This is a genomic window from Microbacterium sp. Y356, assembly GCF_059445355.1.
In genome coordinates this window covers 1,700,256-1,724,186 of record NZ_JCAIUE010000001.1, presented here as the reverse complement: position 1 = coordinate 1,724,186, position 23,931 = coordinate 1,700,256, and the positions used below count along the sequence as shown (strand labels likewise).

General features: G+C 65.5%; 24 protein-coding genes. 11 read left to right on the top strand and 13 right to left on the bottom strand.

Annotated elements, in window-relative coordinates:
- Positions 1-34 precede the first annotated feature (34 nt).
- Entirely contained in the window at positions 35-937 is a 903-nt protein-coding gene (locus AC1C2Q_RS08240) for a VOC family protein (RefSeq protein ID WP_495449700.1), read from the bottom strand.
- Positions 938-1,047: 110 nt separating this feature from the next.
- Between AC1C2Q_RS08240 and AC1C2Q_RS08235 the strand changes: the two genes are divergently transcribed.
- Positions 1,048-2,109, top strand: coding sequence for a mechanosensitive ion channel family protein (locus AC1C2Q_RS08235; RefSeq protein WP_495449699.1), 1,062 nt, complete (start codon positions 1,048-1,050; stop codon positions 2,107-2,109).
- On the opposite strand, the gene AC1C2Q_RS08230 is transcribed toward AC1C2Q_RS08235, so the two are convergent.
- Both AC1C2Q_RS08230 and AC1C2Q_RS08225 read right to left on the bottom strand, forming a co-directional pair.
- Entirely contained in the window at positions 2,078-2,452 is a 375-nt protein-coding gene (locus tag AC1C2Q_RS08230) for a protealysin inhibitor emfourin (RefSeq protein ID WP_495449698.1), read from the bottom strand. The genes AC1C2Q_RS08235 and AC1C2Q_RS08230 overlap by 32 nt on opposite strands.
- Positions 2,427-3,479, bottom strand: coding sequence for a M4 family metallopeptidase (locus AC1C2Q_RS08225; protein ID WP_495449697.1), 1,053 nt, complete (start codon positions 3,477-3,479; stop codon positions 2,427-2,429). The genes AC1C2Q_RS08230 and AC1C2Q_RS08225 overlap by 26 nt, the downstream gene beginning before the upstream one ends.
- Before the next feature lie 102 nt (positions 3,480-3,581).
- Between AC1C2Q_RS08225 and AC1C2Q_RS08220 the strand changes: the two genes are divergently transcribed.
- Entirely contained in the window at positions 3,582-5,099 is a 1,518-nt protein-coding gene (locus AC1C2Q_RS08220) for an SDR family NAD(P)-dependent oxidoreductase (protein WP_495449696.1), read from the top strand.
- Between the two features lie 115 nt (positions 5,100-5,214).
- On the opposite strand, the gene AC1C2Q_RS08215 is transcribed toward AC1C2Q_RS08220, so the two are convergent.
- Positions 5,215-5,553 carry a winged helix-turn-helix transcriptional regulator gene (locus tag AC1C2Q_RS08215; protein ID WP_495449695.1) on the bottom strand — a complete coding sequence of 113 codons (339 nt, stop codon included), beginning with the start codon at positions 5,551-5,553 and terminating at the stop codon, positions 5,215-5,217.
- Between the two features lie 77 nt (positions 5,554-5,630).
- On the opposite strand from AC1C2Q_RS08215, the gene AC1C2Q_RS08210 reads away from it, so the two are divergent.
- Positions 5,631-6,287, top strand: coding sequence for an FMN-dependent NADH-azoreductase (locus AC1C2Q_RS08210; protein ID WP_495449694.1), 657 nt, complete (start codon positions 5,631-5,633; stop codon positions 6,285-6,287).
- A 197-nt stretch (positions 6,288-6,484) separates the two neighbouring features.
- Here the strand turns inward: AC1C2Q_RS08210 and AC1C2Q_RS08205 are convergent, their stop codons facing one another.
- Positions 6,485-7,651, bottom strand: a complete 1,167-nt coding sequence (locus AC1C2Q_RS08205; protein WP_495449693.1) for an epoxide hydrolase family protein — start codon at positions 7,649-7,651, stop codon at positions 6,485-6,487.
- Between the two features lie 61 nt (positions 7,652-7,712).
- On the opposite strand from AC1C2Q_RS08205, the gene AC1C2Q_RS08200 reads away from it, so the two are divergent.
- Positions 7,713-8,690: a helix-turn-helix transcriptional regulator gene (locus tag AC1C2Q_RS08200; protein ID WP_495449692.1), complete on the top strand. Its 978-nt coding sequence runs from the start codon at positions 7,713-7,715 to the stop codon at positions 8,688-8,690.
- Positions 8,691-8,759: 69 nt separating this feature from the next.
- Here the strand turns inward: AC1C2Q_RS08200 and AC1C2Q_RS08195 are convergent, their stop codons facing one another.
- Together AC1C2Q_RS08195 and AC1C2Q_RS08190 are read right to left on the bottom strand one after the other, a co-directional pair.
- A complete protein-coding gene (locus AC1C2Q_RS08195) occupies positions 8,760-9,827 on the bottom strand; it encodes a sensor histidine kinase (protein ID WP_495449691.1) in 1,068 nt (355 codons plus the stop codon).
- Positions 9,828-9,837: 10 nt separating this feature from the next.
- Complete coding sequence (locus AC1C2Q_RS08190; protein WP_495430608.1) at positions 9,838-10,524, bottom strand: response regulator transcription factor; 687 nt, start codon at positions 10,522-10,524, stop codon at positions 9,838-9,840.
- A 101-nt stretch (positions 10,525-10,625) separates the two neighbouring features.
- On the opposite strand from AC1C2Q_RS08190, the gene AC1C2Q_RS08185 reads away from it, so the two are divergent.
- Both AC1C2Q_RS08185 and AC1C2Q_RS08180 read left to right on the top strand, forming a co-directional pair.
- A complete protein-coding gene (locus AC1C2Q_RS08185; protein ID WP_495449690.1) occupies positions 10,626-11,249 on the top strand; it encodes a M15 family metallopeptidase in 624 nt (207 codons plus the stop codon).
- A gap of 86 nt (positions 11,250-11,335) precedes the next feature.
- Entirely contained in the window at positions 11,336-11,914 is a 579-nt protein-coding gene (locus AC1C2Q_RS08180; RefSeq protein WP_495449689.1) for a GNAT family N-acetyltransferase, read from the top strand.
- Here the strand turns inward: AC1C2Q_RS08180 and AC1C2Q_RS08175 are convergent.
- The 6 genes from AC1C2Q_RS08175 to AC1C2Q_RS08150 all read right to left on the bottom strand — a co-directional run bounded on the left by AC1C2Q_RS08175 (position 11,911) and on the right by AC1C2Q_RS08150 (position 18,865).
- Entirely contained in the window at positions 11,911-14,439 is a 2,529-nt protein-coding gene (locus tag AC1C2Q_RS08175) for a DEAD/DEAH box helicase (protein ID WP_495449688.1), read from the bottom strand. The two genes, AC1C2Q_RS08180 and AC1C2Q_RS08175, sit on opposite strands and share 4 nt — an antisense overlap.
- Positions 14,440-14,604: 165 nt before the next feature.
- Positions 14,605-14,961, bottom strand: a complete 357-nt coding sequence (locus tag AC1C2Q_RS08170) for a zinc ribbon domain-containing protein YjdM (RefSeq protein WP_495449687.1) — start codon at positions 14,959-14,961, stop codon at positions 14,605-14,607.
- 74 nt (positions 14,962-15,035) lie between these two features.
- The gene (gene deoD, locus AC1C2Q_RS08165; protein ID WP_495449686.1) at positions 15,036-15,746 is read right to left on the bottom strand and encodes a purine-nucleoside phosphorylase; all 711 of its coding nucleotides are present in this window, start codon (positions 15,744-15,746) and stop codon (positions 15,036-15,038) included.
- 60 nt (positions 15,747-15,806) lie between these two features.
- Positions 15,807-16,475, bottom strand: a complete 669-nt coding sequence (locus AC1C2Q_RS08160; RefSeq protein WP_495449685.1) for a DNA alkylation repair protein — start codon at positions 16,473-16,475, stop codon at positions 15,807-15,809.
- Positions 16,476-16,576: 101 nt separating this feature from the next.
- Positions 16,577-17,740 carry a hypothetical protein gene (locus AC1C2Q_RS08155; protein ID WP_495449684.1) on the bottom strand — a complete coding sequence of 388 codons (1,164 nt, stop codon included), beginning with the start codon at positions 17,738-17,740 and terminating at the stop codon, positions 16,577-16,579.
- 93 nt (positions 17,741-17,833) lie between these two features.
- Positions 17,834-18,865, bottom strand: a complete 1,032-nt coding sequence (locus tag AC1C2Q_RS08150) for an FUSC family protein (protein WP_495430586.1) — start codon at positions 18,863-18,865, stop codon at positions 17,834-17,836.
- A gap of 137 nt (positions 18,866-19,002) precedes the next feature.
- Here AC1C2Q_RS08150 and AC1C2Q_RS08145 point away from each other — a divergent pair, with 137 nt between their 5' ends.
- From AC1C2Q_RS08145 to AC1C2Q_RS08125, 5 genes are read left to right on the top strand one after another with little or no spacing between them, the layout of a single operon-like run.
- Positions 19,003-20,088 (top strand): iron-siderophore ABC transporter substrate-binding protein, encoded by a 1,086-nt coding sequence (locus tag AC1C2Q_RS08145; RefSeq protein ID WP_495430585.1) that lies wholly within the window; start codon positions 19,003-19,005, stop codon positions 20,086-20,088.
- Entirely contained in the window at positions 20,085-21,131 is a 1,047-nt protein-coding gene (locus AC1C2Q_RS08140) for a FecCD family ABC transporter permease (RefSeq protein ID WP_495449683.1), read from the top strand. The genes AC1C2Q_RS08145 and AC1C2Q_RS08140 overlap by 4 nt, the downstream gene beginning before the upstream one ends.
- Complete coding sequence (locus tag AC1C2Q_RS08135; RefSeq protein WP_495449682.1) at positions 21,128-22,171, top strand: FecCD family ABC transporter permease; 1,044 nt, start codon at positions 21,128-21,130, stop codon at positions 22,169-22,171. The genes AC1C2Q_RS08140 and AC1C2Q_RS08135 overlap by 4 nt, the downstream gene beginning before the upstream one ends.
- Positions 22,168-22,968, top strand: a complete 801-nt coding sequence (locus AC1C2Q_RS08130; protein WP_495430582.1) for an ABC transporter ATP-binding protein — start codon at positions 22,168-22,170, stop codon at positions 22,966-22,968. The genes AC1C2Q_RS08135 and AC1C2Q_RS08130 overlap by 4 nt, the downstream gene beginning before the upstream one ends.
- Positions 22,958-23,905 (top strand): siderophore-interacting protein, encoded by a 948-nt coding sequence (locus AC1C2Q_RS08125; RefSeq protein WP_495449681.1) that lies wholly within the window; start codon positions 22,958-22,960, stop codon positions 23,903-23,905. Before AC1C2Q_RS08130 ends, AC1C2Q_RS08125 begins: the two co-directional genes overlap by 11 nt.
- The last annotated feature ends 26 nt before the right edge of the window (positions 23,906-23,931 follow it).

Genomic DNA, 23,931 nt, shown 5'->3' with positions numbered 1-23,931 from the left:
TTCCGGTTTTTGCGTGAACAGTCCCATGTATTCCTTAGAAGTCGGCGATGATGAGCTTCTTCATCGCCATCATCTTCTCGTACGCACCTGACCGGGACATGAGTTCACCCATGTTCTCCGGCACGATCTGCCAGCTGAGTCCGTACTGGTCGGCGAGCCAACCGCACACTTCGGCCTCGGGCACGGCGGTGAGCGCATCCCAATATCTGTCGAGCTCTGCTTGATCTGCGTAGCGCACCTCGAGCGAGACGCCGCAGGTGAAAGTGAAGTCCTGCTCGACGGCCGAATCCATCATCGCGAACCATTGCCCGGCCAGGCGGAACTCGCCGAACATCACGCTGCCGGCATCCGCAGGTCCCGTCTTCTCCGGATACTCCGCGATGAAGCCGACGCTGGCATCCGGGAAGAGCGAGGAGTAAAACGTTGCGGCCTCACGTGCCATGTTCTGCACCGGCCCTGCGAACATCAATTGCGGAATCAGGAACGGGCGCGAGTCTCCCTCGGGGCTCGTCAGCAGAAGCTGCCAGTTGACTCCGTAGCGATCCTGCACCCAGCCATAGCGGGGGCTGAACGGATACTCGCGGAGTTCCATGAGCACCGAACCACCGTCGGACAGCTTTGCCCAGGTCTCGTCGAGGCGCGCCTGGGCTGCATCCCGGTCGTCGTGGAATCGGAGCGGATCGAAGTTCAGCATGAACGACACAGAGCCGTTCGGCCGAAACTCATCACCGGCGTTGACCAGCGTAAGCAGGTAGCCGTCGATCACGAGGTCGACCGTCAGGGTCTTGCCCGCGAAGTCTGCCTGCCAATCCGGCACATCGTCCGGATATCGCGCGCCGACGGTGGCCGTAGCGCCAGGAAAGACGTCTTTGTAGAACGCACCGGCTTCATCGGCGTTTCGGTCGAACCAGATGTTCGGGATGATCTTCTGCGACATGACAGCTCCCTTACTGCGGATGGTTCCTCCTGCGATTCCAGAGTGCGCCGTCCGCGTCGCGGATGCAAGGGGGTTGCGTCGCCTCTGACCCTCATGCCTAGGGTGGGAAGATGGCTTCTCTCACCACATCCGACGTCGACTGGGCCTCGTGGCTGGGAACGCTTGTCGCTCTGCTCATAGGCATCGTCGCTGTCGCAGCGCTCGTGATCACCGTGCGCTTCATCGCCAACCGGGCACGCGGACGCTCGGCCTGGATCGGCGATCTGGAACGTCGCATCCGCGTGCCCGCTATGACGCTGGCATTCCTCATCACTGGATGGATCGCGTGTGCCGCGACGGCCCCCGCGACGCTGTCGTGGTGGTCAGTGCTGGAGCGTGTCCTGCTGATCGCTGTTGTACTGGTCGGGGCATGGGAGTTGTCGACCCTCGTCACCTTCGGCATGGAACGGCTCATGCAGTACGACAGTGCACGGGATGGTTCGAGCCCGGAGGCGCGGCGCCGTCAGACTCAGCTCACTGTGCTGAATCGACTTGTCGTGGTGCTGATATCGGTCCTCGCGATCGGTGCCGTGCTGTTCTCGTTCCCTGAGGTTCGGGCCCTCGGCACCAGCATCCTGGCATCCGCTGGCGTGGTGAGCATCATCGCGGGTCTTGCCGCACAATCCACCCTGGGCAACCTCATCGCCGGCGTACAGATCGCGTTCACCGATGCGATCAGGGTGGGCGATGTGGTTGTGATCGAGGGCGAGTGGGGGCGCATTGGTGAGATCAATCTCTCCTACGTCGTCGTCTACATCTGGGACGAGCGTCGGCTCATCCTGCCGTGCACCTACTTCACTTCGAGTCCCGTCGAGAGCTGGACGCGGAGGTCGGACAAGATTCTCGGCACCGTCTTCATGGACCTCGATTGGCGAGTGCCGGTGGATGCTGTGCGCGAGAAGTTCATGGAGATCATCGAGGCATCAGATACCTGGGACCGGCGTTCCGCGAACGTGCTGGTCACTGGATCCGAGGGCGGGTACGTGACGGTCCGGTTCAAGATCTCGGCCGCGAACTCGGACGATCAGTGGGATCTGCGCTGTCTCGTGCGCGAGAAGATCATCACCTGGTTGCAGCAGGAGCACCCCGAAGCGCTGCCCGTCACGCGCGTGGCGATGGAGCGTTCAGAGTAGAGGGCGTGTCGGGGTCGTCTCGCGTGTCGGGGTTGGCGTCGCGGACGGCATCGACGAGCCTGCGCCACGGGCCATCGAGCGCAGACTCCGGAAGGTCGCGCTCGTGCCGCGACTCCGGGGTGCGAGCGCGGATGCTCCAGATATAGCGGTCGGCGCCCTGCGGGCTGGGGCACGGCGCTTCCCACGGACAGCGATCGATCAGCTCGATCCACTGGGGCATCTCCTCGTGGGGCGGCTCGACCTGCCAGCGACGACGGATGCCGGCGATGCCTCCGGTGCGGACGACGGCGATGAGGATGGTGGAGTCGTCGTCCGACTCACTCTGCGGGGCTGCGTCGCTCATCTTCAAAGACTCCTACGGTCATCCAGGCGGAGCGGATCGCCGCCGAGGTTTCATCGTCGACAGCGGCCGCGAGCGTGGCATCCGCGAACTGGCGGAACGTCGCTGTGCTCGACAACCCCCCGGTCAACGCCCGATACCAAGTGAGGCCTGCTCGCTCCCAGGCGTTGCCGCCGAGCGTCGACGCCGCGAGCGCGAAGGCGCGGTTAGGGATGCCGGAGTTGATGTGCACCCCGCCGTTGTCCTCCGTGGTCTTCACGAAGTCGCGCATGTGTGCGGGCTGCGGATCCTTGCCGAGTTCGTCGTCGTCGTATGCCGTGCCTGGTTCGATCATCGATCGCAGCGCCCTGCCCTGCACCTCTTCGGTGAAGATCCCGGCTCCGATCAGCCAGGTTGCCTGATCTGCGGTCTGCCCTTCGCTGAACTGCTCGGTCAACGCACCGAACACATCGGCAATCGATTCATTCAGCGCGCCCGGCTGGCCCTGGTACTCGAGGTTCGCAGTGTGCTGGATGACACCGTGCGCGAGCTCATGGCCGACGACCGTGATCGACCCGGTGAAGCCGCGGAACACCTCGCCGTCGCCGTCTCCGAAGACCATGCGCTCGCCGTCCCAGAAGGCGTTGTCATAGTCAACGCCGTAGTGCACCGTAGCGTCGAGATCCGCGCCAAGACCATCGAGGGAATTTCGCTGGAACGCCGCAAGCAGCAGCTCGAACGTGGCACCGAGGCCGTCGAAGGCCTCGTTCACCGCGGTGTCGTCGACGGGCGCTTCCTCTTCGGTGCGCATCACGAGGCCGGGCAGCTTTTCGGTGTTCTGCGCGTCGCTGATCGTGCGGTTCGGAGCATCCGTCAGCTCTGCGACGAGGTCGCCGTCTGCATCGATCGACAGGTTGATGCGGGCGCGGTACGGCGGGCGCCCGGCGAGCAGCGTCTGGCGTGCGGCATCTGCCGCTCGAGGGAAGCGCCCAGACTCGGCCAGGCGCGAGAGCAGGTAGGCCGGGATGATGGCGTGTGCGCGGTGGTCCATAACGCGACCCTACGCCGGGAGTCGGACGTCTGTCATCGGCGGACGCACAGCAGTGTCTGCCCGGGGAGCACTCTCCCAGCGCACTCGCGTAAAATCAGCCCAATGACCGATGCGCCTGTAGCCGACGACCGCGACCTCGGCGACGGTCTCGACCCGTCGGATCTCGAGACCACACTGCGCGTACTCGCCTCTATGGATCAGATCGACGAAGAGCATCCCGACTATGTCGCCGTCCGCCGTGCGACCGCCGCGATGTTCAAGGCCGTCAAGCGTGTGCGCCGCAAGGAGATCCGTGACGCGATCGCCGAGGCAGACAGGGCGGTCGTTGCAAACACCGCCACTGGCGCCCCCGACCGCATCGACGATGAAACGCGCGGCCACGACCTGCAGACGTCGACGGATGCTCCGATCGCGGGCGAGCTGCTCAAGCCCCGCAACTGCTACATCTGCAAGCAGCCGTACACGCTGGTCGATGCGTTCTATCACCAGCTCTGCCCCGAGTGTGCGCGCTTCAGCCACGGCAAGCGCAACGCTCGCACCGATCTCACTGGGAAGCGTGCGCTGCTCACCGGAGGACGCGCGAAGATCGGCATGCACATCGCGCTGCGGCTGCTCCGCGACGGCGCGCACCTCACGATCACCACACGGTTCCCCCGCGACGCGGTCCGTCGGTTCTCATCTCTGCCCGACTCAGCTGACTGGCTGCACCGCTTCCGCGTCGTCGGCATCGACCTGCGCGACCCCGCTCAGGTGATCGCGCTCGCCGATTCGGTCGCAGCTCAGGGCCCGCTCGACATCCTCATCAACAACGCTGCGCAGACTGTGCGGCGCTCGCCGGGGGCATACTCACTGCTGGCGGATGCCGAGATACAGCCGCTTCCGGACGGACCGCTGCCCGAGATGGAGACGTTCGGGCACACTGCCGATCCGCATCCGCAGGCCCTCGCGGCATCCGTCGCCTCGCATCCGCTCTTGTCTGTCGCAGCCCTCGGCGGCACCGTCGCCGAGCAGGGTGGGCAGGCTCTGACCGCCGAAGACCTCGCGCGCCTCGCGATGGCGCCCGGGTCGTCGTCGCTGGCGAAGCACGCCGACGGTACGGCGATCGATGCCGGCGGTCTCGTGCCAGACATCAACAGCGTGAACAGCTGGGTGCAGTCGATCGAGCAGGTCGATCCGCTCGAGATGCTCGAGGTGCAGCTCGCGAACACGACCGCGCCGTTCCTGCTGATCAGCCGTCTGCGGGCGTCGATGGCGGCATCCGACGCGCACCGTAAGTACGTGGTGAACGTCTCGGCGATGGAGGGGCAGTTCTCGCGCCGCTACAAGGGTCCAGGGCACCCGCACACGAACATGGCCAAGGCTGCGCTGAACATGCTCACGCGCACCAGCGCCGGCGAGATGCTCGAGAAGGACGGCATCCTGATGACCGCGGTCGACACTGGCTGGATCACCGACGAGCGCCCGCATGCCACCAAGGTGCGCCTCGCTGAGGAGGGCTTCCACGCCCCGCTCGACCTTGTCGACGGCGCCGCCCGAGTTTACGACCCGATCGTGCAGGGCGAGGCCGGGGTCGATGTGCACGGGGTGTTCCTGAAGGACTACAAGCCGAACCCCTGGTGAGTTCTGCCTCGCCTGTTACATCTGTCGGAGGGTGTTGCACCTGACGGAACGTTTGGCCTGATTGCTCCGACAGCTGCAACAACGTCCGACGTTCGTAGCATCGCCGGTGCCACCGTCAGTGCGCGGGGACCTCGAGGTTTGCGGATGCCCAGGTGCCGAGTTGGCCGAGGATCGGCAGCAGACCGTCACCACTTGCGGTCAGCGCGTATGACACCGTGACCGGTGGACCATCATCGACGGTGCGGGCGATGAGCCCGGCCTGGGCGAGTTCGGCGAGACGGTCGGAGAGCACGGTGTCACTGATGCCTGCGACCGCGCGGCGCAGGGTGACGAACGTGGTCGGGCCGCTACCGAGCGTTGAGATGATCATGCCGTTCCAGCGTTTTCCGAGCACGCTGAAGGCCAGTGTGACCGCGGCGTCACACACGTGGATCGCTGTTTCAGCTTCCGCCATAGCCCCATCATACCTGTGCTACGTTAACGCAAGTCGCTAAGAAAAACCTAGCGACTCCGAAAATGAAAGGTCGCCTCATGTCCCTGTTCCGCCTGGATGCCAGCATCCTGCCCGCGACGTCCGCCAGCCGTTCGCTTGCCGACCTCGTCGAAGCCGAGTGGACAGCATCCCACCCGGATTCCACGGTGACCCGTCGCGACGTCGCTGCCGATCCGGTCCCCGCGACGGCGTGGACGGATGCCGTCACGTCCGGATTCGTCGACGAAGCGCAGCGCACGGAGCGCCAGAACGAGGCGCGAGCCCTCGCGACAACCTTCGCCGACGAGCTGATCGACGCCGACGCATTGCTGTTCGCGGTGCCACTGTACAACTACGGCGTCTCGCAGCACTTCAAGACCTGGTTCGACCTGACCTACACGGATTCGCGCACCGACCCCACCGGTACCGCGCTTCAGGGAAAGCCCGCGACCCTCGTCACCGTGCTCGGCGGTAACTACGGCCCCGGCACGCCCAAGGAAGGCTGGGACCACTCCACTGCGTGGCTGCGTCGCGCGCTCGAAGACGTCTGGGGCCTCGACTTGCGCGTCGTGCAGCGCCCGTTCACGCTCGTCGGCGTGAATCCGGCCATGGATGCCTTCGCCGACGTCGCTCTTGAGCTGAAGGGTGAGGCTGAGAAGTCGGCCAAGGTCTACGGTCAGGAGCTTGCCGCGACGCGACGCGCCAAGGTCGCCTGAGCCTGCTGCGCGAGATATGCCGCGCGTTCGCGTTCGCGAGCGTCGAGGCCGCGCACGGTTGGGCGGACTTCGCAGTGATGGGCGGAGGAATCCAAAGAATTCCTCCGCCCATGGGTGCGTTCTCCGCCCAAGGCGACGCACCCCCGGGCGGCGCGAGGCCCGAGGTGGTGCGAAGCCCGAGGCGGCGCGAGGTCGGCTCAGCGCAACGACCGGAAGAACTCCTGCACGTCGCCCAGCAACAGTTCGGGCTCCTCGAGGGCGGCGAAGTGCCCACCGCGACCCTCGACGTCCGTCCAGCGCACGATGTTGTTCGCCTTCTCCTCGGCGAAGCGCAGCCCCACGTCGTGTGCGAACACGATCACGGCGGTGGGCACGCCCGAGCTCTCCGGCACTGCGCCCCATCCGGCATCCTGGGCGTAGCCGACGTATGCCGCCGTGCCGCCGGTGGACGTGAGCCAGTACAGCGAGGCGTTGTCGAACAGGAACTGTTCGCCGACGAGGTCAGCTGCAGGAGTTTCGGCGGGGTGGGTCCATTCCTGGAACTTGTCGAGGATCCACGCGAACTGACCGACGGGGCTGTCTGCGAGCATCGCGCCGATCAGTGCGGGCCGCGTCGACTGGATCGCGATGTAGCCGAACTCTTTCTGCATAAATTCGCCAACCCGACGCAGTCGATCCCGTTCCCACGGCGTGAGCGAAGCCGCAGTCTCGTCGTCGATCTGACCGACGAACGTGCCGAGCGAGCCGTTCGCGTGCACGCCGATCACGCGGTCGGGTGCGAGGCGCCCCAACTCCGGAGCGACACCGGCGCCCATGTCACCGCCCTGCACGGCGAAGCGGTCATAGCCGAGACGGGTCATCAGTTCGAGTATCACGACGGCGATGTCGCTGCGCTTCCAATCACGGCCGACCAGCGGCATCGAGAACCCAAAGCCGGGATGTGACGGGATCACCACATCGAACGCATCGGATGCCTCGCCGCCATACGCGACCGGATCCGTCAGCGGGCCGATCAGCTTCTCGAACTCGAGGAAAGATCCGGGCCAACCGTGCATGAGCAGCAGCGGAGTTGCATCCGGATGCGGCGACTGCACGTGCACCGCGTGGATGTTCTGACCGTCGATGTTCGTGATGATCTGGGGCAAGGCGTTGAGCCGTTCTTCGGTCGCACGCCAGTCGTGGGCCGCCCAGCGGGCGATGAGGGTCCGCAGTTCGGATGACGGGATACCGGTGCTGCGGTCGTCGACCGGGAGCGGCTGCTCAAACCTGGCGTTCGCGAGACGTGAGCGGAGGTCGTCGACGGCGGAGTCGTCGATCTCGATGCGGAAGGGCTGGACGCGAGCGTCGGTCTGGTTCGTGGTCATGTCTTCACTCTCTCGCCGTAAACGGTCACAATGTGTCCTGATACAAGAACAGAATGAGGGCATGACTCGAACCACCGGACGCACTCTCGCCCTCCTCTCACTGCTCCAGGTGCGCAGAGAGTGGAGCGGCGCCGAGTTGCGCGCGCGCCTCGAAGTGAGCGACCGCACGCTGCGGCGCGACATCGACGATCTGCGCGAGCTCGGGTATGGCGTCGAAGCGACGCGCGGGCGGCACGGCGGCTATCGACTCGGCGCCGGCGCAGAAGTCCCGCCCCTCGCGCTCGCCCCCGATGAGTCGGTCGCGATCGCGATCGGGCTGCGGATGGCCGCGACAAGCGTGGTCACCGGGATGGAGGATGCCGCGGCGCGCGCCCTCGCGAAGCTGGAACAGTCGCTGTCGCCATCGACGAGACAGCAGATCGTCGACGTGGAGCGCGCGATGGTGCCGCTCACTGGGGGACGACAGGACATCGACTTCGAGGTCATCACCGTTCTCGCCACGGCGATCGCGGGGCGGCGGCGACTGCGGATCGACTACACGCGCCATGACGGCGTCGAGGCGGTGCGGATCATCGAGGCGCACCGCATCGTGCACACCGCCGAGCGCTGGTACCTCGTCGCTTGGGACTCAGAGCGGGAGGCGTGGCGCACACTGCGGGTGGATCGTCTGCGGCGGCCGGCGATGCTTCGGGATGAGTTTCCGCAACGTGACATCCCCGATGAGGCGCTGCGACAGTTCACCACTCGGAGCATCACGACGGCGCCGTACCCCTATCGCGCACGGCTGCGGATGCACGCGCCGGCAGCCGTGGTGTCGCAGCATTTCGGTGCCACCATCGCCGAGGTCGTCGACAGCGGCGACGGCACCAGCATTCTCACCGCCGGGTCCCGTACGCCCGAGGAGTTTGCGCTTTACATCGGGATGAGTGGCATCGAGTTCGAGGTGCTCGAGGGCGACGAGCTGCGCCAGGCGCTGGGCGCGGTCGCTGAGCGGATGCTGCGGGGCCACGCCCGCGCGGACGGGCGGACTTCGCAGTGATGGGCGGAGAATTCTCCCGTATTTCTCCGCCCGAGCGTGCGTTCTCAGCCCATCGAGGTGCCGCCGGCCTCACAACGCGGGCAGTCGCACCGTGACGACGAGCCCGCCGCTCCTTCGTGACTCCAGCTCTAGCGTTCCGCCGTGGGCGCGAGTGATCCCCTCGGCGATCGCGAGGCCGAGGCCGGTACCCACGTGGGCCGCGTCCTTGCTGCGGGATCGGGCCGTCTCGCGTTGAAACGGCTCGCGCAGTGTCGCGAGGAGGCCCGCGGGGATGACCTCGCCGGTGTTCTCGATGATCACGACCGCATCCGCGGGTCCCGACTCGGTGTGCACGTCGATCCAGCCGTCAGCGGTGAGGTTGTGCACGATCGCGTTGTGGACCAGATTCACGATGAGCTGTTGAAGCAACGTCGGCGACCCGCCGGTGACGGCTGTCGTACCGCGGATGCGGAGCATGACGCCGCGTTGGTCGGCGAGCGGATGCAGGGTCTCCACGGCCTCTTCTGCCAGGAGAGACAGGTCCACACTGCGTCGTTCGAAGTTGCCGCGATCGGCGCGCGCCAGCAGAAAAAGCGCGTCGGTCAGCGCGATCGCCCGCGCATTGACATCCTTCAGTCGATCGATGAGTACGTCGACGTCGCGATCAGGGTCGTCTCGCGCTACCTCGAGCATCGTCTGCGAGATCGCCAGCGGCGTGCGCAGTTCGTGCGAGGCGTTGGCGGCGAAGCGTCGCTGTTCCTCGACGTGCGCTTCGAGCCTGGCCAGCATCGTGTCGAACACGTCGGCGAGGTCGCGGAACTCGTCCTTCGGACCGGCCATGTCAACGCGATGCGAGAGTGATCCCTCGGCTGCCAGACGTGCGGCGTCGTTGAGGCGGGTGAGTGGCGCCAGCATCCGTCCTGCCAGAAACCAGCCGCCGACCAAGCCGAGCGCAAGGAGGAAAAGGAGTGCGGCGACTGCCGGCGGGGTGAACGCGCGGAGCAGGTCGGAGCGATTGGGGATGAATGGTCCAGGCCCGCTGATCTGCCCATCTGGTACGTAACGCAACAGGAACAGGGCGACAACAGCCATTAGCAGCACGCCCGAGATCATGAGGAATCCGGCGTAGCTCAGCGTGAGCTTCAGCCGCGCGCTCATGCCAGGGCGCCTAGCCATCTGCGGCATCCGTTTCGGCATCCGCATCGATCCGATAACCCACCCCTGGAACCGTGCGGATCAACCACGGCTCTCCCAATCGTTTGCGCAGGGATGACACGGTGATGCGCACGGCGTTCGTGAACGGGTCCGCATTCTCATCCCAGGCGCGCTCCAACAGCTCTTCCGCGCTGACGACTCCGCCTGCCGCACTGACGAGAACTTCCAGCACCGCGAACTGCTTCCTCGTGAGGGCGACGTACCGGTCGTCGCGGTACACCTCACGGCGGAAGGCGTCGAGCCTGAGCCCCGCTACCTCCTGCACCGGCGGCCGGGAATGAGCGCGGCGACGATCCAGTGCGCGCAGGCGTAACACGAGTTCTCGCAGTTCGAACGGCTTGGTGAGGTAGTCATCCGCACCGAGTTCGAAGCCGGAGGCCTTGTCATCGAGTCGGTCCGCGGCCGTGAGCATGAGGATCGGGATACCACTGCCGGAGTCGACGATCCAGCGCGCGATCTCGTCGCCGGATGGCCCGGGGATGTCGCGGTCGAGCACGGCGATGTCGTAGCTGTTCACCGATAGCAGCTCAAGGGCAGTGTCGCCATCGCCTGCGATATCGGCAGCGATCGCCTCGAGCCGGAGACCGTCACGCACCGCCTCGGCGAGGTAGGGCTCGTCCTCGACGATCAACACACGCATGGCTGAATCCTACGCATCGGCGCATATCGCGAGCGTATGAAGAACCGCATACGACAGGGCAACGGCGGGCTGTCTTCACTGGAGATATGAAAACTACCTCTGTGCCTCCCTCGACACTTCGACGCCGCCGGGTCCTGGTCGCCCTCGCCACACTTGCCTTCGTGGTGATCGCGGCTTTCGCCGTGCAGCAGTCGTTGGCGGTGGCATCCTCGGCGTCCTCCCCATCCTTCGCGTCAAGCGGCGGAGTCGAGGCTTCGGGTGAGGTCACCGAAGCCGACGGGGCCATCCGCGACGGCGGGCAGCCCTCGGTCTTCGACGAGACGTCCCCTGCGGTGGCGGGGCTCGACCCGGAGTTGATCGCCGCGGTGCGCAGCGCAGCGACGGATGCGAGAGCGGACGGTGTCGAGTTCTGGGTCAACAGCGGCTGGCGCTCGGAGGCGTTGCAGGCGCAACTGCTACGCGAGGCCGTTGTGACCTACGGTTCGGAAGAGGAAGCGGCACGGTGGGTGGCGACACCGGAGAATTCCTCCCATGTCACGGGGGATGCCGTCGACATCGGACCGCTGCGCGCGCTGGATTGGCTCGCGCAGCACGGCTCCGATTACGGCCTCTGCCAGACCTACGGGAACGAGTCCTGGCACTACGAACTGCGTCCGGAGGCACTCGACGTCGGATGCCCTCAGATGTACGCAGACCCGACCGAGGACCCACGGATGACGAGATAAGCCCCGCGCTGCAGGCGGTCGTGTAGGTTGCTCAGATCTGGCTCATCCCGCTTATCGCCGAGCGAGCAGCATCAAGGAGGAGTTCCATGAACGATCGCGCCGATCCCGCGGACGACCCTCTGGTCGCGTGGCGCCGCGTTGTCGAGACCGACTTCCCGTTGCTCACGGAGTGGCTGAAGCGACCTCACGTGCACCGCTACTGGCAGCATGACTTCACGCCAGAGGGAGTTGCGCGGGATTTCGGCCCCGGCACTCGAGGCGAGGAAGCGGGGGAGGACCTGCTCGTGTCGCTGGATGGGCAACCCGTGGCGCTCGTTCAGCGCTCCCGCATCGCCGACTATCCCGAGGAATTTTTAGAGCTCAGCGCGATCGTCGATGTACCGGCGGGAGCGGTGACCGTCGACTACTTCATCGCGGACCCGTCGCACACGGGGCGCGGCCTCGGCAGCGCGATCATCCGCGCGGTCGTCGCAGATACCTGGTCGAGCTACCCCGAATGTCCAGCGGTCATCGTGCCTGTCGTGGCGGGCAACATCGCGTCGTGGCGAGCCCTGGAGAAGGCCGGATTCCGACGCGTGGGTGAAGGCGAGATGGAGCCGGAGAATCCGATCGATCTGCCGCTCCACGTCATCTCGAGGATCGACCGCCCCCGACCGCGGGCCTAGAGTCGATCGATTCCGGTGACCGTGACGACGGCTTCGCCCGCCTCATCGGATGCCGCAAGATCGATGGTCGCGGCGATGCCCCAGTCGTGGTCGCCCGCGGGGTCATCGATGATCTGACGCACGGTCCAGCTCGTGGGTCCCTCGGTCAGGAGCAGCAACTTCGAGCTGCGCGCGTCGGCACCGGTGAGGATCTCGTCGTGGTCGGCGAAGTAGCCGTCGAGCGCGGCATCCCAGGCATCCGATCCGAAGGTGGGATCGAGTACGGCCAGCGCATCGACGTCCTCACGGGCGGCGAGCTGCACCCGGCGGAACATCTCATTGCGCACCAGGATCCGGAAGGCGCGCACGTTCGACGTGAGACGCTTCGGCGCCGGCGGCACGATCGGTGCGTCATCATGACGGGGCAGATCCACCACCCCGTTATCGATGCCAGCGCGCAACTCTTCCCACTCGTCGAGAAGGCTGGAGTCGACCTGCCGGACGAGCTCACCGAGCCACTCGATCAGGTCGCGCAGATCCTCGCTCTTGAGGTCTTCGGGGATGGTCTGCGACGCCGCACGATAGGCATCAGAGAGGTACCGCAGCACCACGCCCTCTGACCGTGCGATCTTGTAGTACGCGACATATTCCCCAAACGACATGGCTCGCTCATACATGTCGCGGACGACGGCCTTCGGGTGCAGTTCGAAGTCACGGATCCACGGTTGCGCGGCGCTGTACGTCTCAAACGCTGCGCCCAGCAGCTCCTCGAGCGGCTTCGGATACGTGATCTGCTCGAGCATCTCCATCCGCTCGTCGTACTCGATGCCCTCGCGCTTCATCTCGGCGACCGCTTCGCCACGAGCGAGGAATTCCTGTTGGCTCAGCACCGCCCGAGGATCGTCCAGGGTCGATTCGACGATCGAGATCATGTCCAGCGCGAAGGTGGCGGCATCCGGATCAAGCAGTTCGAACGCGGCCAACGCGAACGGCGACAGCGGCTGGTTCAGGGCGAAGTTCGGCTGTAGATCGACGGTGAGGCTGATCGTGCCATCGGCCGACTGCTCGACGATGCCCGATTCGCGGAGCGTCCGATAGATCCCCAGCGCGCGGATGGCCAGCATTCGCTGTCGGGCTCGTGGCTCGTGGTTGTCATATATCAGTGCGCGTATATTTCCGAACACGTCGCCGCCGCGGCCGATCACGTTGAGCATCATCGCGCTCGTGATCTGCATGTGCGAGGTGAGGGTCTCGGGTTCCGCATCGATGAGCTTGCGGAACGAGGGCTCCCCCCACGACACGAACCCGTCAGGGGCCTTCTTGCGGATTAGCTTTCGCTTCTTCTTCGGGTCGTCGCCGGCCTTTTTGATCGCTGCGGCGTTCTCGGTCTCATGCTCCGGTGCCTGAACGACGACGGTTCCCGCGGTGTCGAATCCCGCGCGGCCTGCGCGCCCTGCGATCTGATGGAACTCGCGGGCATTCAGCTGCCGCATCCGTGTGCCGTCGAACTTCGTCAGCGCCGTGAACAGCACCGTGCGGATCGGCACGTTGATGCCCACTCCGAGGGTGTCGGTGCCGCAGATGACGCGCAGCATCCCGCGCTGTGCGAGCTGCTCGACGAGTCGCCGATACTTCGGCAGCATGCCGGCATGGTGCACACCGATGCCTGCGCGCAGGAACTTGGACAGCGTCTTGCCGAAAGCCGTGGTGAAGCGGAACTCTCCGATGAGGGCGGCGATCGCGTCGCGCTGTTCACGCGTCGCGATCTTCGTGCTCGACAGCGCCTGGGCACGTTCCATGGCGGCGGCCTGCGAGAAGTGCACGACGTAGATCGGCGACTGGCTGGTATTCAGCAGGTCATCGACCGTCTCGTGAATGGGCGTCATCTCGTAGAAGAAGTGCAGCGGCACCGGTCGTTCGACTCCGGTCACCGTCGCGGTCTCGCGGCCGGTGCGACGGGTCAGATCCTCAGCCAACGCAGTGACGTCGCCGAGCGTCGCCGACATCAGAATGAACTGAGCCTGAGGCAGCGTGAGCAGCGGCACCTGCCATGCCCACCCGCGTTCGGGGTCGGCATAGAAGTGGAACTCGTCCATCACGACCTGGCCGACGTCGGCCGTAGGGCCTTGACGCAGGGCGAGGTTCGCGAGGATCTCGGCCGTGCAGCAGATGATCGGCGCATCCGCGTTCACGGACGAGTCGCCGGTGATCATCCCGACGTTCTCGGGCCCGAACGTGTCGACGAGCGCGAAGAACTTCTCGCTCACCAGCGCCTTGATCGGCGCCGTGTAGTAGCTGCGTCGGCCCTCAGCGAGGGCGGCGAAATGCGCGCCGATCGCGACGAGCGACTTGCCGGTGCCGGTAGGCGTCGAGAGGATCAGGTTCTGCCCGGAGACGATCTCGATGATCGCCTCGTCCTGTGCCGGGTAGAGCTGGATGCCTGTGGACTCAGCCCATTCGACGAACGCCATGTACACGGCATCCGGGTCGACGGCTCCCGCATCGTCGCGCAGGGAGGTCGGATCGAGGCGCGCGGAGGAAGTCATGGTCCTTCGATCATCCCTCACTGAGCTGACCGGCATGCGCGCTCAGCGTTCATAACTCCTCAGAATTGGCGCGTGATGACGATCACACGGGCCGAAACAGCCCGAACTGGTCCAAATCTGCGGAGTTATGAACCGCAGAGACGGGTGCCGTGGCCCTCAGCAGCCTCAGGCTTTCTTGACGACGCTTGACTTCAAAAGCATGGGGCCGAATCCGTCGACCTTGCAGTCGATGTCATGGCCGTTGACCGGATCGATGAGACGGATACCGCGTACCTTGGTTCCTGCCTTGATCGCCTGCGACCCCTTCACCTTGATGGAGGTGGTCACCACGACGGTGTCGCCATCGGCCAGCACGTTGCCGACAGCGTCCTTCACGACGGGAGCGGTGTCGGCATCTTCTGAGGCGGACTCAGACTCGGTCGGGGACCATTCGTGTCCGCACATCGGGCAGACGAGCAGCGCGCCCATCTCATACGCGTGCTCGCTGGAGCATTCGGGACACAGGGGAAGAGAATCGGGCATGGTTCCATGCTCCTCGAAACCTCACCCGACTCGCAACATGACAACGACGCGCCGTGCGGCGCCGTGCGCCGTGGTCAGGAGGTCGCTGCGCGCAGCGCGATCTCGATCATGTCGCCGAAGGTCTGCTCGCGCTCGTTGGCTGTCGTCTCTTCGCCCGTGATGAGATGGTCGGAGACCGTGCAGATGCTCAGCGCGCGGCGGTCGTAGTACGCCGCGAGTGTGTACAGCCCGCTCGTCTCCATCTCGACGCCCAGGGCGCCGTGCTTCACGAAGGGCTCGGTCAGCTCAGGCCGGGTGCTGTAGAACTGGTCACTCGAGAACAGCAGCCCGACGTGAACACTCGACGAGATCGGCAGTTCCTCGCTTGCCTCGACCGCCGCGCGCAGCAGCGAGAAGTCGGCGACCGGCGCATAGTCGAGTCCGTTGAAGCGCACGCGGTTGATGCCCGAATCGGTGCAGGCGCCGTTCGCGATGATGATGTCGCGCACCGCGAGCTTCTCGGTCAGCGCGCCGCACGACCCGACTCGCACGATCGTCTGCACGTCGTATTCGTTGAACAGTTCGTTGGTGTAGATCGCCATCGACGGCTGCCCCATACCTGAGCCCTGCACCGAGACGCGGTGCCCATTCCACGTGCCGGTGAATCCCAGCATCCCGCGGGTTTCGGAGTACAGCACCGCATCGGAAAGGAACGTCTCGGCGATCCACTTCGCACGCAGTGGGTCACCGGGGAACAGGACGATGGGTGCGATCTCGCCGGATGCGGCTGCGATGTGCGTGCTCATGCATCCAGCGTAGTCAGCCGCGCGTGTGTGACCGCCCTGGGGCCAGCGGTCAACATCGGGTCAACCGGTGCCTTCGCGCCGCCGCACGATCTCGTTGATCCAGATCGGTGCGAACGGGGAGGTGCATCCGGGAGCTGTCGGATAATCGGCCAGAACCTGCAGCCGGTCGCCGATCTCCAGCGCGCGTGCACGCAAGTGTGGGTGGTGGATGCCGATCTGAGCGAGGGTCTCGTTCATCGTCCATTGCGGGCGCTTCGGTGCATCCTTCATGTCTCGCTCGATGAGATCGAGCAGCTGCTCCAGGTCGAGGCCATCCGGCGTCTTCGCCACACGCTCGGATGTCAGCGACCACGCCGCGGCAGCGACTGTCGGGTCAGCGTCGCCGAACCAACGAAGCCGCATCTCTTCGGCGAGCGGGGTCTTCTTGGCGACGTAGTTAACGAACCAGTCGTTGACCTTCGGCGCCCGTGTCTCGCGGAGCATCGCGTCGAGCTCGTCAGCGGAGAACTCCCGCGGCTTGCAGATCAACAGCGCGAGCAGCTGCGGTGGCGTCTCGCCGGTCGCCCAGAGCTCCCTCGCGAGTGCATGGTTCGTCTTGACCTGCTTCGCGAGCGCCCGCATCCGCGACAGGTTGATTCCGTGATCGTCGCCGCGCTTCTCATTCGCTGCGCGCACCTTCGGGTCGTCGAGCGCCGCGAGATCGGCGAGTACTTCGGACAGATCGGCCATGCCTCCAGCGTAGATCGACTGGACGTTTCAATGAGCGCAAATGGCTCGATTATCCCCTCGGATCGAGTCATTTGCGCTTGTCGAACGGATCGGCGTCAGCATCAGAACAGCTCTGATCGCGCGAACGCGCGCACGGGTGGAGTGAGCAGTCCGTAGCTGCCGATGCCGCCGAGCGGTGCCAGCACCTCCATCAGCTCGCGGACGGCTTTCTGCGCCTCGTGCTCCGGTCCGTCACCCGCGCTCGTGAGCGTTCTCAGCCCGTCCGTCACGCGTTGGACGACGCCACCGGTGTCAGCGCCGCTCCCATCGGCGATCGCGAGTAGTGCCAGCGTGCGGGCATGCTCCGGCGCCCAGCTGTAGGTGAAGTCACGGCCGTGCTGAGAGGCTTCGCGCATCTCAGCGAGCGCACGCAGCGGCTTCTCCTTGATCATTCTGGTTCGCACTGTCGGCAGGATGCGACCTTTCAGGCGTCGGGTGAACCGGGCCGTGCGCGCAAGGGTGAGCAGCGCATGCCCTGGCGACGGCGGTGAGCCAGATATCGGCACCCAGTCCATGGCTGACTCGGCCTCCCGCGCCAGCGAGTCAGGAAGCGCACCGTGCTCGTTCTGCTCAACGCCACCCGGCCCGATTCGATCGACCAGCCAGCTCAGGCTCGACAGCAGTGCATCTGCGGTCGCCTTGTCCATCGGCGCGGGGTCGAGCAATCCGGCATCCATCAGATGCGCGCGAAGCGCAAGGCGCCTCTCCGGCGGCAGTTCGAGCAGCAGCGACAACAACGGAGAGGAATGGCCCAGCTCCCCGGACAGCTCAGCGACGCCGGACGTATCCACTTCTGGCAGCACGATGCCGAATCTGCGCGTGAGCTCCTGCTGCACGTGCGCACGCCGCAACGGTGCGAGCGCGTGCTGCCAGTGTGCACTGGCGTGCTCGGGAGCGTCATCGTCGACGATCTGCACGCACGGTTCGCCGACCTTGGAAGTCCGCGAGCTCAGCACCTCGATCCGGCATCCGTCTGCCGCTCCAGGAATGTCGACGGTGGGATCGGCGCCGAACGTGACTCTGCGCACGTCGCGGTCATAACGCTGATCGTGGTAGGAATCCTCCGCTTCTGGATGCCCGGTCGCCAGCAAGAACGCATCGATGAGCCACGATTCCGATGTCCTTTGCGACATGTCGAATGTGCGCGTCGTCGGCGGCACAGTCGGCGCAGTAACGCGTACGCGGATGGAAGAACGCAACATGGAGTAGCTGTGGTCGAGATACATGACGCCCACGGTAGGAGTCGATGCCCCTGATTCACGCGTTCGGGGGATAACTTCCCGTGTCCGCGTACGGTGCAGAAACGGATTGGGAACCCGTCAGTCCTCGACGAGCGCTTCGCGGATGCGGCGCAGGTCTTCCATCAGTGAGCCGATCAAGATCCAATGACCGGATGCCGGCGGTTTCAGCTGCAGCGGAGCCGTCAACGCGGGGATGGCTGAAGTCTCAGAATTCGGCTCCGGCGCGATATCGGCGATCTGCACGGCCAGCCGCACATCGTGCCCTGCCCGCCGCAACTGCTCGGCGATCGCATGGACGGTCGGTTCATCGGCGAGAGCGTCGTCGTAGTGGTCGAAGTACGCGCGCGTCATACCGATCACCTGCGTCACGATCGGCGACAGCTGCTGCAAGAGCGCGCGCATCTCGGCAAGTTCGCCGCGCGCTGAGCGACGCGGATTGAGCGTCAGCGATTCCTCCGCGGCGGTGATGGATTCTTCGGCCGCCGCCTGCATCGGGCGCAGCAGCCTGGCCTCGAGCATCAGCTCCTGCAGCTTCGCGGGTTCCTGCGGGCTCGGCAGAGCAATGGCCAGCCGGTCGAGGCTGGCTGCGATCTCAGCGCCGAGTAGCCCCAGATCCCGACGTGCAGGAGCCGTGAGCACGGGCGGCACGATCAACGCATTCACGATGATGCCGATCGCGACGCCGATGAGGGTCTCCAGGATCCGATCGAGCGCATACTCCGGACTCGACGAGCCCAGGGCCAGTACGAGCATCGCCGAGATCGCGACCTGGTTTCCCATGCCTGGCGTCGCACGGAAGATCCAGGCGACAAGCATGGCTATGACGATCGCCAGCAGCACCACCCAACTCTGCTGCCCGAGTAGAAGGCTCAGCCCCGTTGCGATCAGGACACCGACGATCACGCCGATGCTGCGCTCGACCGCTTTGGTGAATGACTGGTTCACACTGGGCAGAACGACAAGCAGGGCGGCAATTGCGGCGAACACGGGGAGTGGTCCAGGGATCAGCCACCCGGCGATCAACCACGCGCCGATCGTTGCCACGGCCGACTTCACGACCTGCAGCAGGGGAGCACGCTTCGTGCTGCGCACCGCCGATGTCATCCGCATAACCCCACGTTAGGACGTATCACGGATTGATATCGACACTGAGGACACCCTAACCTCGTGTTAGATTAGGCGAGGCTTACCAAAGTCTCGACGCCCTCGCGTCACACCCTCACACCCTGAACCCGAAAGGGAAGCCTGTGCGCATCTCCCGCCTTCTTGGTATCGGCGCCGCCGCGGTCCTGACCGTCGGCCTCGCAGCCTGCTCGACCTCCGCTCCCGAAAGCTCCGCTCCCGAAAGCACTGACTCCGGAAGCTCGAACCCGGCATCCGCTGACGCCTTCCCCGTTACGATCGAGCACGCGTACGGCGAGACCACGATCACGGAGAAGCCAGAGCGCGTCGCGGCCGTCGCGTGGGCCAACCACGAGGTTCCGCTCGCACTCGGCATCGTTCCGGTCGGCCTGGGCAAGGTCAGCTGGGGCGACGACGACGACAACGGCGTACTCCCCTGGGTCGAGGAAGAGCTCACCGAGCTCGGCGTTGACGTGTCGCTGCTTGGCGACGCGGATGCTGAGGCCGCAGGCGACGTCCCGGTGTTGTTCGACGAGGTCGACGGCGTCGACTTCGAGGCTGTTGCCGACACCAACCCCGATGTCATCCTCGCTTCGTACTCCGGTCTTTCGCAGGAGGAGTACGACACCCTCTCCAAGATCGCGCCCGTTGTCGCTTACCCCGACATCCCTTGGGCTACCTCCGTTGAAGACATGATCACCATGAACTCGACTGCGCTTGGCCTCGCTGAAGAGGGCGAAGCCCTGATCGAGGAAATCCACGCCGAGACGGATGCTGCGCTCGAGGCGCACCCCGCGCTCAAGGACGCGAAGCTGCTCTTCACTTATCTTGACCCGAGCGACCTCAGTCAAATCGGCTTCTACACGCCCGCGGACACCCGCCCCGGCTTCCTGACGAGCCTCGGACTCCCCGTGCCCGAGATCCTCACGGAGAACGCGGACAGCACCGAGTTCTACCTCTCGGCGAGTTCGGAAGAGGCTGACAAGTTCAACGATGTCGACGTGTTCATCACCTACGGCGACGAGTCAATGATCGCCACACTCCAGGCTGACCCGCTGCTGTCGAAGATTCCCGCAATCGCCGAAGGTCGCATCGCCATCCTGCCTGACGCGACGCCGATCGCGGCATCCGCGAACCCGTCGCCGCTGTCCATCAAGTGGGGCATCGACGAGTACTTCGCCATGCTCGAGGCCCCGCTGCTCTCGGAGTGACCTCAGCCGCCACGACTTTGACGCCGGGCGCCGCGAATCTGCGGCGCCCGGCGCTCGTGCGCGCCCTGTGGCTGCTCATCGGCGTCGGTGTCATCGTCATCCTCAGCATCCTCTCGGTCTCCTTCGGCGTGCGCGCCGTCTCGTTCGATGACATCGTCGCGGCGCTGAGCGGACACGACGAGACCATCGCGCAGGCCGCGATCATCAAGCGCATCCCTCGTACAGCGCTCGCGATTCTGGTTGGCGCAGCCCTCGCGCTCTCCGGCGCGACCATGCAGGCAGTGACCCGCAACCCCATCGCGGATCCAGGAATCCTGGGCGTCACCAGCGGTGCATCACTCGCGGTCGTGCTCGGTATCGCATTCCTGGGCGTCTCTAGCGCTTACAGCTACATGTTGCTCGCAATCATCGGCGCCGCGGTCGCCGCCGTGTTCGTCTACTCCGTAGGCTCGCTCGGGCGCGGCGGTGCCACCCCGCTCAAGCTGGCACTTGCGGGAGCCGCGACCGCAGCCGCGCTCGGCTCGCTCATCAGCGCCATCATGCTTCCCCGTGTCGATCTGCTGCAGACGTTCCAGTCCTGGCAGATCGGTGGGGTCGGCGGGGCGGATTGGTCGCGTATCGCGATCACCGCACCCGTACTCGCGCTGGGCGCCCTCATCTGCTTCGCCTGCTCACGCGGCATGAACTCGCTCGCGCTCGGCGACGACTTGGCCTCAGGCCTCGGCGAGAACGTCTTCCGCACCCGACTCATCTCGGCTGTCGGCGCGGTCATCCTCGCGGGAGCCGCCACCGCCATCGCCGGCCCGATCGGATTCGTCGGACTCGTCATCCCGCACATGTGTCGGATGCTCATCGGCACCGACCACCGCTGGCTATTGCCCTTCTCAGCCCTCGCCGGTGCGTCGCTGCTGCTCGCCAGCGACGTCATCGGACGCGTCATCGCCCCCTCAAGCGAAGAGATCCAGGTCGGCATCATCACCGCGGTCATCGGCGCCCCGTTCTTCATCTGGATCGTGCGTCGCCAGAAGGTGCGTGAACTGTGACCCTTCTGCAGACCAAGGGGACCTCCGTGATTGCGGCCGGACGACGATCTCGCCACCGACGCCACGCCACGGCCAGCGTTGTGCTGGGCGTGCTGGTGTTCGCGCTCGCGGCCGTCGCACTCATGGTCGGCAACACTTTCTACACTCCGGGCGAAGTCATCCGCGTCATCCTCGGAGAGACGGTGCCAGGAGCATCCTTCACCGTCGGCGAGTTGCGTCTGCCACGCACGGCTCTCGCGATTCTTGCCGGATTCGCCTTCGGTATCGCGGGCGTCTCCTTCCAGACGCTGTTGCGCAACCCGCTCGCGTCGCCCGACATCATCGGCATCACCGAAGGAGCGAGCGCTGCGGCCGTGGTCGGCATTATCGTGCTCGGCGCCAGCGGTCCGATGGTGTCCGTGCTCGCGCTCGTCGGCGCACTGATCACAGCGCTCGCGATCTACCTGCTTTCGAAGAAGGGCGGCTTCTCCGGCATCCGCCTGATCCTGATCGGAATCGGCGTCGGGGCCATGCTGCAGAGCGTCGTCTCCTACGTGCTCTCACGTGCCGCGCAGTGGGACATCCAGACCGCAATGCGCTGGCTCACCGGCAGTCTGAACAATGCGTCATGGGACGATGTCGCCCCGCTCGCGATCGCCAGCGTGGTCATCCTGCCGCTGCTTTTCAGCCAAGCAAAGGCGTTGGGGATGCTGCAGCTCGGCGATGACTCGGCCTCCGGCCTCGGCGTTCGAGTGAACGCCACGCGGCTGATGTTCATCATCGGCGCGGTTGCGCTGCTCGGATTCGCAACCGGCGCCACCGGCCCGATCGCGTTCGTCGCGTTCATGGCAGGACCGATCGCCGCGCGTCTCACCGGCCCTGGTGCGAATCTGCTGCTGCCGTCGGCCTTCGTCGGTGCGGTACTCGTGCTCGGCGGCGATCTGATCGGCCAGTTCTTGTTCGAGACGCGCTATCCGGTCGGCGTCATCACCGGCGTGCTTGGCGCGCCGTACCTGATCTATCTACTCATCCGCACCAACCGCTCGGAAGGCTCGCTGTGACCGAGGCCCACACTCTGGTAGCCGAGGGGATCACCCTCGGCTACGGCGACCGCACCATCATCGAGGGCCTCGACCTGACCATCGCGCCTGGCAAGATCACGTCGATCGTCGGGGCGAACGGATGCGGGAAGTCGACGCTGCTGCGTTCGCTCGCACGTCTGCTCTCACCGTCATCCGGTCAGGTCGTCCTCGACGGCAGATCCGTGCATTCGCGCCCCACCAAAGAGATCGCACGCGTGCTCGGCCTGCTGCCGCAGTCTCCGATCGCCCCTGAGGGCATCGCTGTCGCCGACCTGGTCGGCCGCGGACGGCATCCGCATCAGAAAATGCTGGCACGTTGGAACGCGCACGACTATGAGGTCGTCGCCAATGCGCTCGAGGCCACCGGTACCACCGACCTCGCTGACCGCAGCGTCGACGAACTCTCCGGCGGACAGCGTCAGCGCGTCTGGATCGCCATGGCGCTCGCGCAGGAGACCGACATTCTGCTGCTTGATGAGCCCACCACTTTCCTCGACGTCGCGCACCAGGTCGAGGTGCTCGACCTGCTCACCGACCTGAGCGTCTCGCGCGGCACCACGATCGTGATGGTGCTGCACGACCTCAACCTCGCCGCCCGCTACTCCGACGAACTCGTCGCGATGAAGAGCGGGCAGGTGCACGCCCTGGGCGCACCAGGCGAGGTTCTCACCCACACGCTGGTCGAAGAGGTCTTCGGCATGGCGAATCAGATCACTACCGACCCGGTTTCAGGCAAGCCGATGGTCACGCCAATCGGGAGGCATCATGTCCGCTGAGACGACAACGAAGCAGCGTCCGTCCTACGTTCTCGCCCGCGCAGAGGTGCGCGCAGTCGATCGCGTGTCGCCGAATTTCGTGCGTGTCACCTTCGGTGGTTCGGAGCTCGCCGAGTTCGGCACGCCCGGAGATGTCTATGACGCGCGGATCAAGCTCGTCTTCCCGCCGGCTTCCGGCATCCTGCCCCCTGTTGCGCGTAACAACGACGACTGGTGGGGTTCGTACCTCGCCGTGCCGGAGGAGGAGCGCGGCTCGATGCGCACCTATTCGGTGCGCGAGCTACGAGTGACGGATGCTGGCACCGAGGTCGTCGTCGACTTCGTGCTGCACCTGCAGCCAGGACTCACCGGACCCGCGTCGCTGTGGGCGAGCTCGGCTGCCGCGGGCGATGAGCTGCTGGTCGTAGGGCCTCGTCGCGGTCGTGAAGAACGCAGCGGCATCGAGTACGCCCCGGGGTCGGCGTCATCGGTCATTCTCGTCGGCGATGAGACTGCGGCGCCTGCGATCGCCCGCATCCTGGAGGACGCTCCGCGCGACCTCCGCGGACTGGCATTCATCGAAGTGCCGGTCGCCGAAGACATCCTGGCCATCGACGCTCCCGACGGAGTCGAGGTGCACTGGCTGCCGCGCGGATCCGCCGCACACGGGTTGCGAGTGATTCCGACGGTGCTCGATTATCTCGGTGACAGCGCCCACACCGAGATCACTGTGCAGGATGCCGAAGGCGAGGAAATGGTCTGGGAGACGCCGGAGTACTCGGGCAGCGGCGAGGAGGTCGCGCCCTCTGCTTCGGCCGCCGAGCGGTACTTCTGGATCGCGGGGGAGAGCGGCGTCGTCACGACGCTCCGCCGTCACCTCGTGAAGGACCTCGGCATCGATCGCTCACAGGTGGCGTTCATGGGGTACTGGCGCCGCGGCGTCGCCATGCGCGGCTAGATTTCCCAGCCGGCTGGTCGCCGGCG

What these genes read in the sequence shown, in the direction of transcription:
- AC1C2Q_RS08240 (WP_495449700.1), bottom strand. Translation starts at nt 937, where the DNA reads ATGTCGCAGAAGATCATCCCGAACATCTGGTTCGACCGAAACGCCGAT.
- AC1C2Q_RS08235 (WP_495449699.1), top strand. Translation starts at nt 1,048, where the DNA reads ATGGCTTCTCTCACCACATCCGACGTCGACTGGGCCTCGTGGCTGGGA.
- AC1C2Q_RS08230 (WP_495449698.1), bottom strand. Translation starts at nt 2,452, where the DNA reads ATGAGCGACGCAGCCCCGCAGAGTGAGTCGGACGACGACTCCACCATC.
- AC1C2Q_RS08225 (WP_495449697.1), bottom strand. Translation starts at nt 3,479, where the DNA reads ATGGACCACCGCGCACACGCCATCATCCCGGCCTACCTGCTCTCGCGC.
- AC1C2Q_RS08220 (WP_495449696.1), top strand. Translation starts at nt 3,582, where the DNA reads ATGACCGATGCGCCTGTAGCCGACGACCGCGACCTCGGCGACGGTCTC.
- AC1C2Q_RS08215 (WP_495449695.1), bottom strand. Translation starts at nt 5,553, where the DNA reads ATGGCGGAAGCTGAAACAGCGATCCACGTGTGTGACGCCGCGGTCACA.
- AC1C2Q_RS08210 (WP_495449694.1), top strand. Translation starts at nt 5,631, where the DNA reads ATGTCCCTGTTCCGCCTGGATGCCAGCATCCTGCCCGCGACGTCCGCC.
- AC1C2Q_RS08205 (WP_495449693.1), bottom strand. Translation starts at nt 7,651, where the DNA reads ATGACCACGAACCAGACCGACGCTCGCGTCCAGCCCTTCCGCATCGAG.
- AC1C2Q_RS08200 (WP_495449692.1), top strand. Translation starts at nt 7,713, where the DNA reads ATGACTCGAACCACCGGACGCACTCTCGCCCTCCTCTCACTGCTCCAG.
- AC1C2Q_RS08195 (WP_495449691.1), bottom strand. Translation starts at nt 9,827, where the DNA reads ATGAGCGCGCGGCTGAAGCTCACGCTGAGCTACGCCGGATTCCTCATG.
- AC1C2Q_RS08190 (WP_495430608.1), bottom strand. Translation starts at nt 10,524, where the DNA reads ATGCGTGTGTTGATCGTCGAGGACGAGCCCTACCTCGCCGAGGCGGTG.
- AC1C2Q_RS08180 (WP_495449689.1), top strand. Translation starts at nt 11,336, where the DNA reads ATGAACGATCGCGCCGATCCCGCGGACGACCCTCTGGTCGCGTGGCGC.
- AC1C2Q_RS08175 (WP_495449688.1), bottom strand. Translation starts at nt 14,439, where the DNA reads ATGACTTCCTCCGCGCGCCTCGATCCGACCTCCCTGCGCGACGATGCG.
- AC1C2Q_RS08170 (WP_495449687.1), bottom strand. Translation starts at nt 14,961, where the DNA reads ATGCCCGATTCTCTTCCCCTGTGTCCCGAATGCTCCAGCGAGCACGCG.
- deoD (WP_495449686.1), bottom strand. Translation starts at nt 15,746, where the DNA reads ATGAGCACGCACATCGCAGCCGCATCCGGCGAGATCGCACCCATCGTC.
- AC1C2Q_RS08160 (WP_495449685.1), bottom strand. Translation starts at nt 16,475, where the DNA reads ATGGCCGATCTGTCCGAAGTACTCGCCGATCTCGCGGCGCTCGACGAC.
- AC1C2Q_RS08155 (WP_495449684.1), bottom strand. Translation starts at nt 17,740, where the DNA reads ATGTATCTCGACCACAGCTACTCCATGTTGCGTTCTTCCATCCGCGTA.
- AC1C2Q_RS08150 (WP_495430586.1), bottom strand. Translation starts at nt 18,865, where the DNA reads ATGCGGATGACATCGGCGGTGCGCAGCACGAAGCGTGCTCCCCTGCTG.
- AC1C2Q_RS08125 (WP_495449681.1), top strand. Translation starts at nt 22,958, where the DNA reads ATGTCCGCTGAGACGACAACGAAGCAGCGTCCGTCCTACGTTCTCGCC.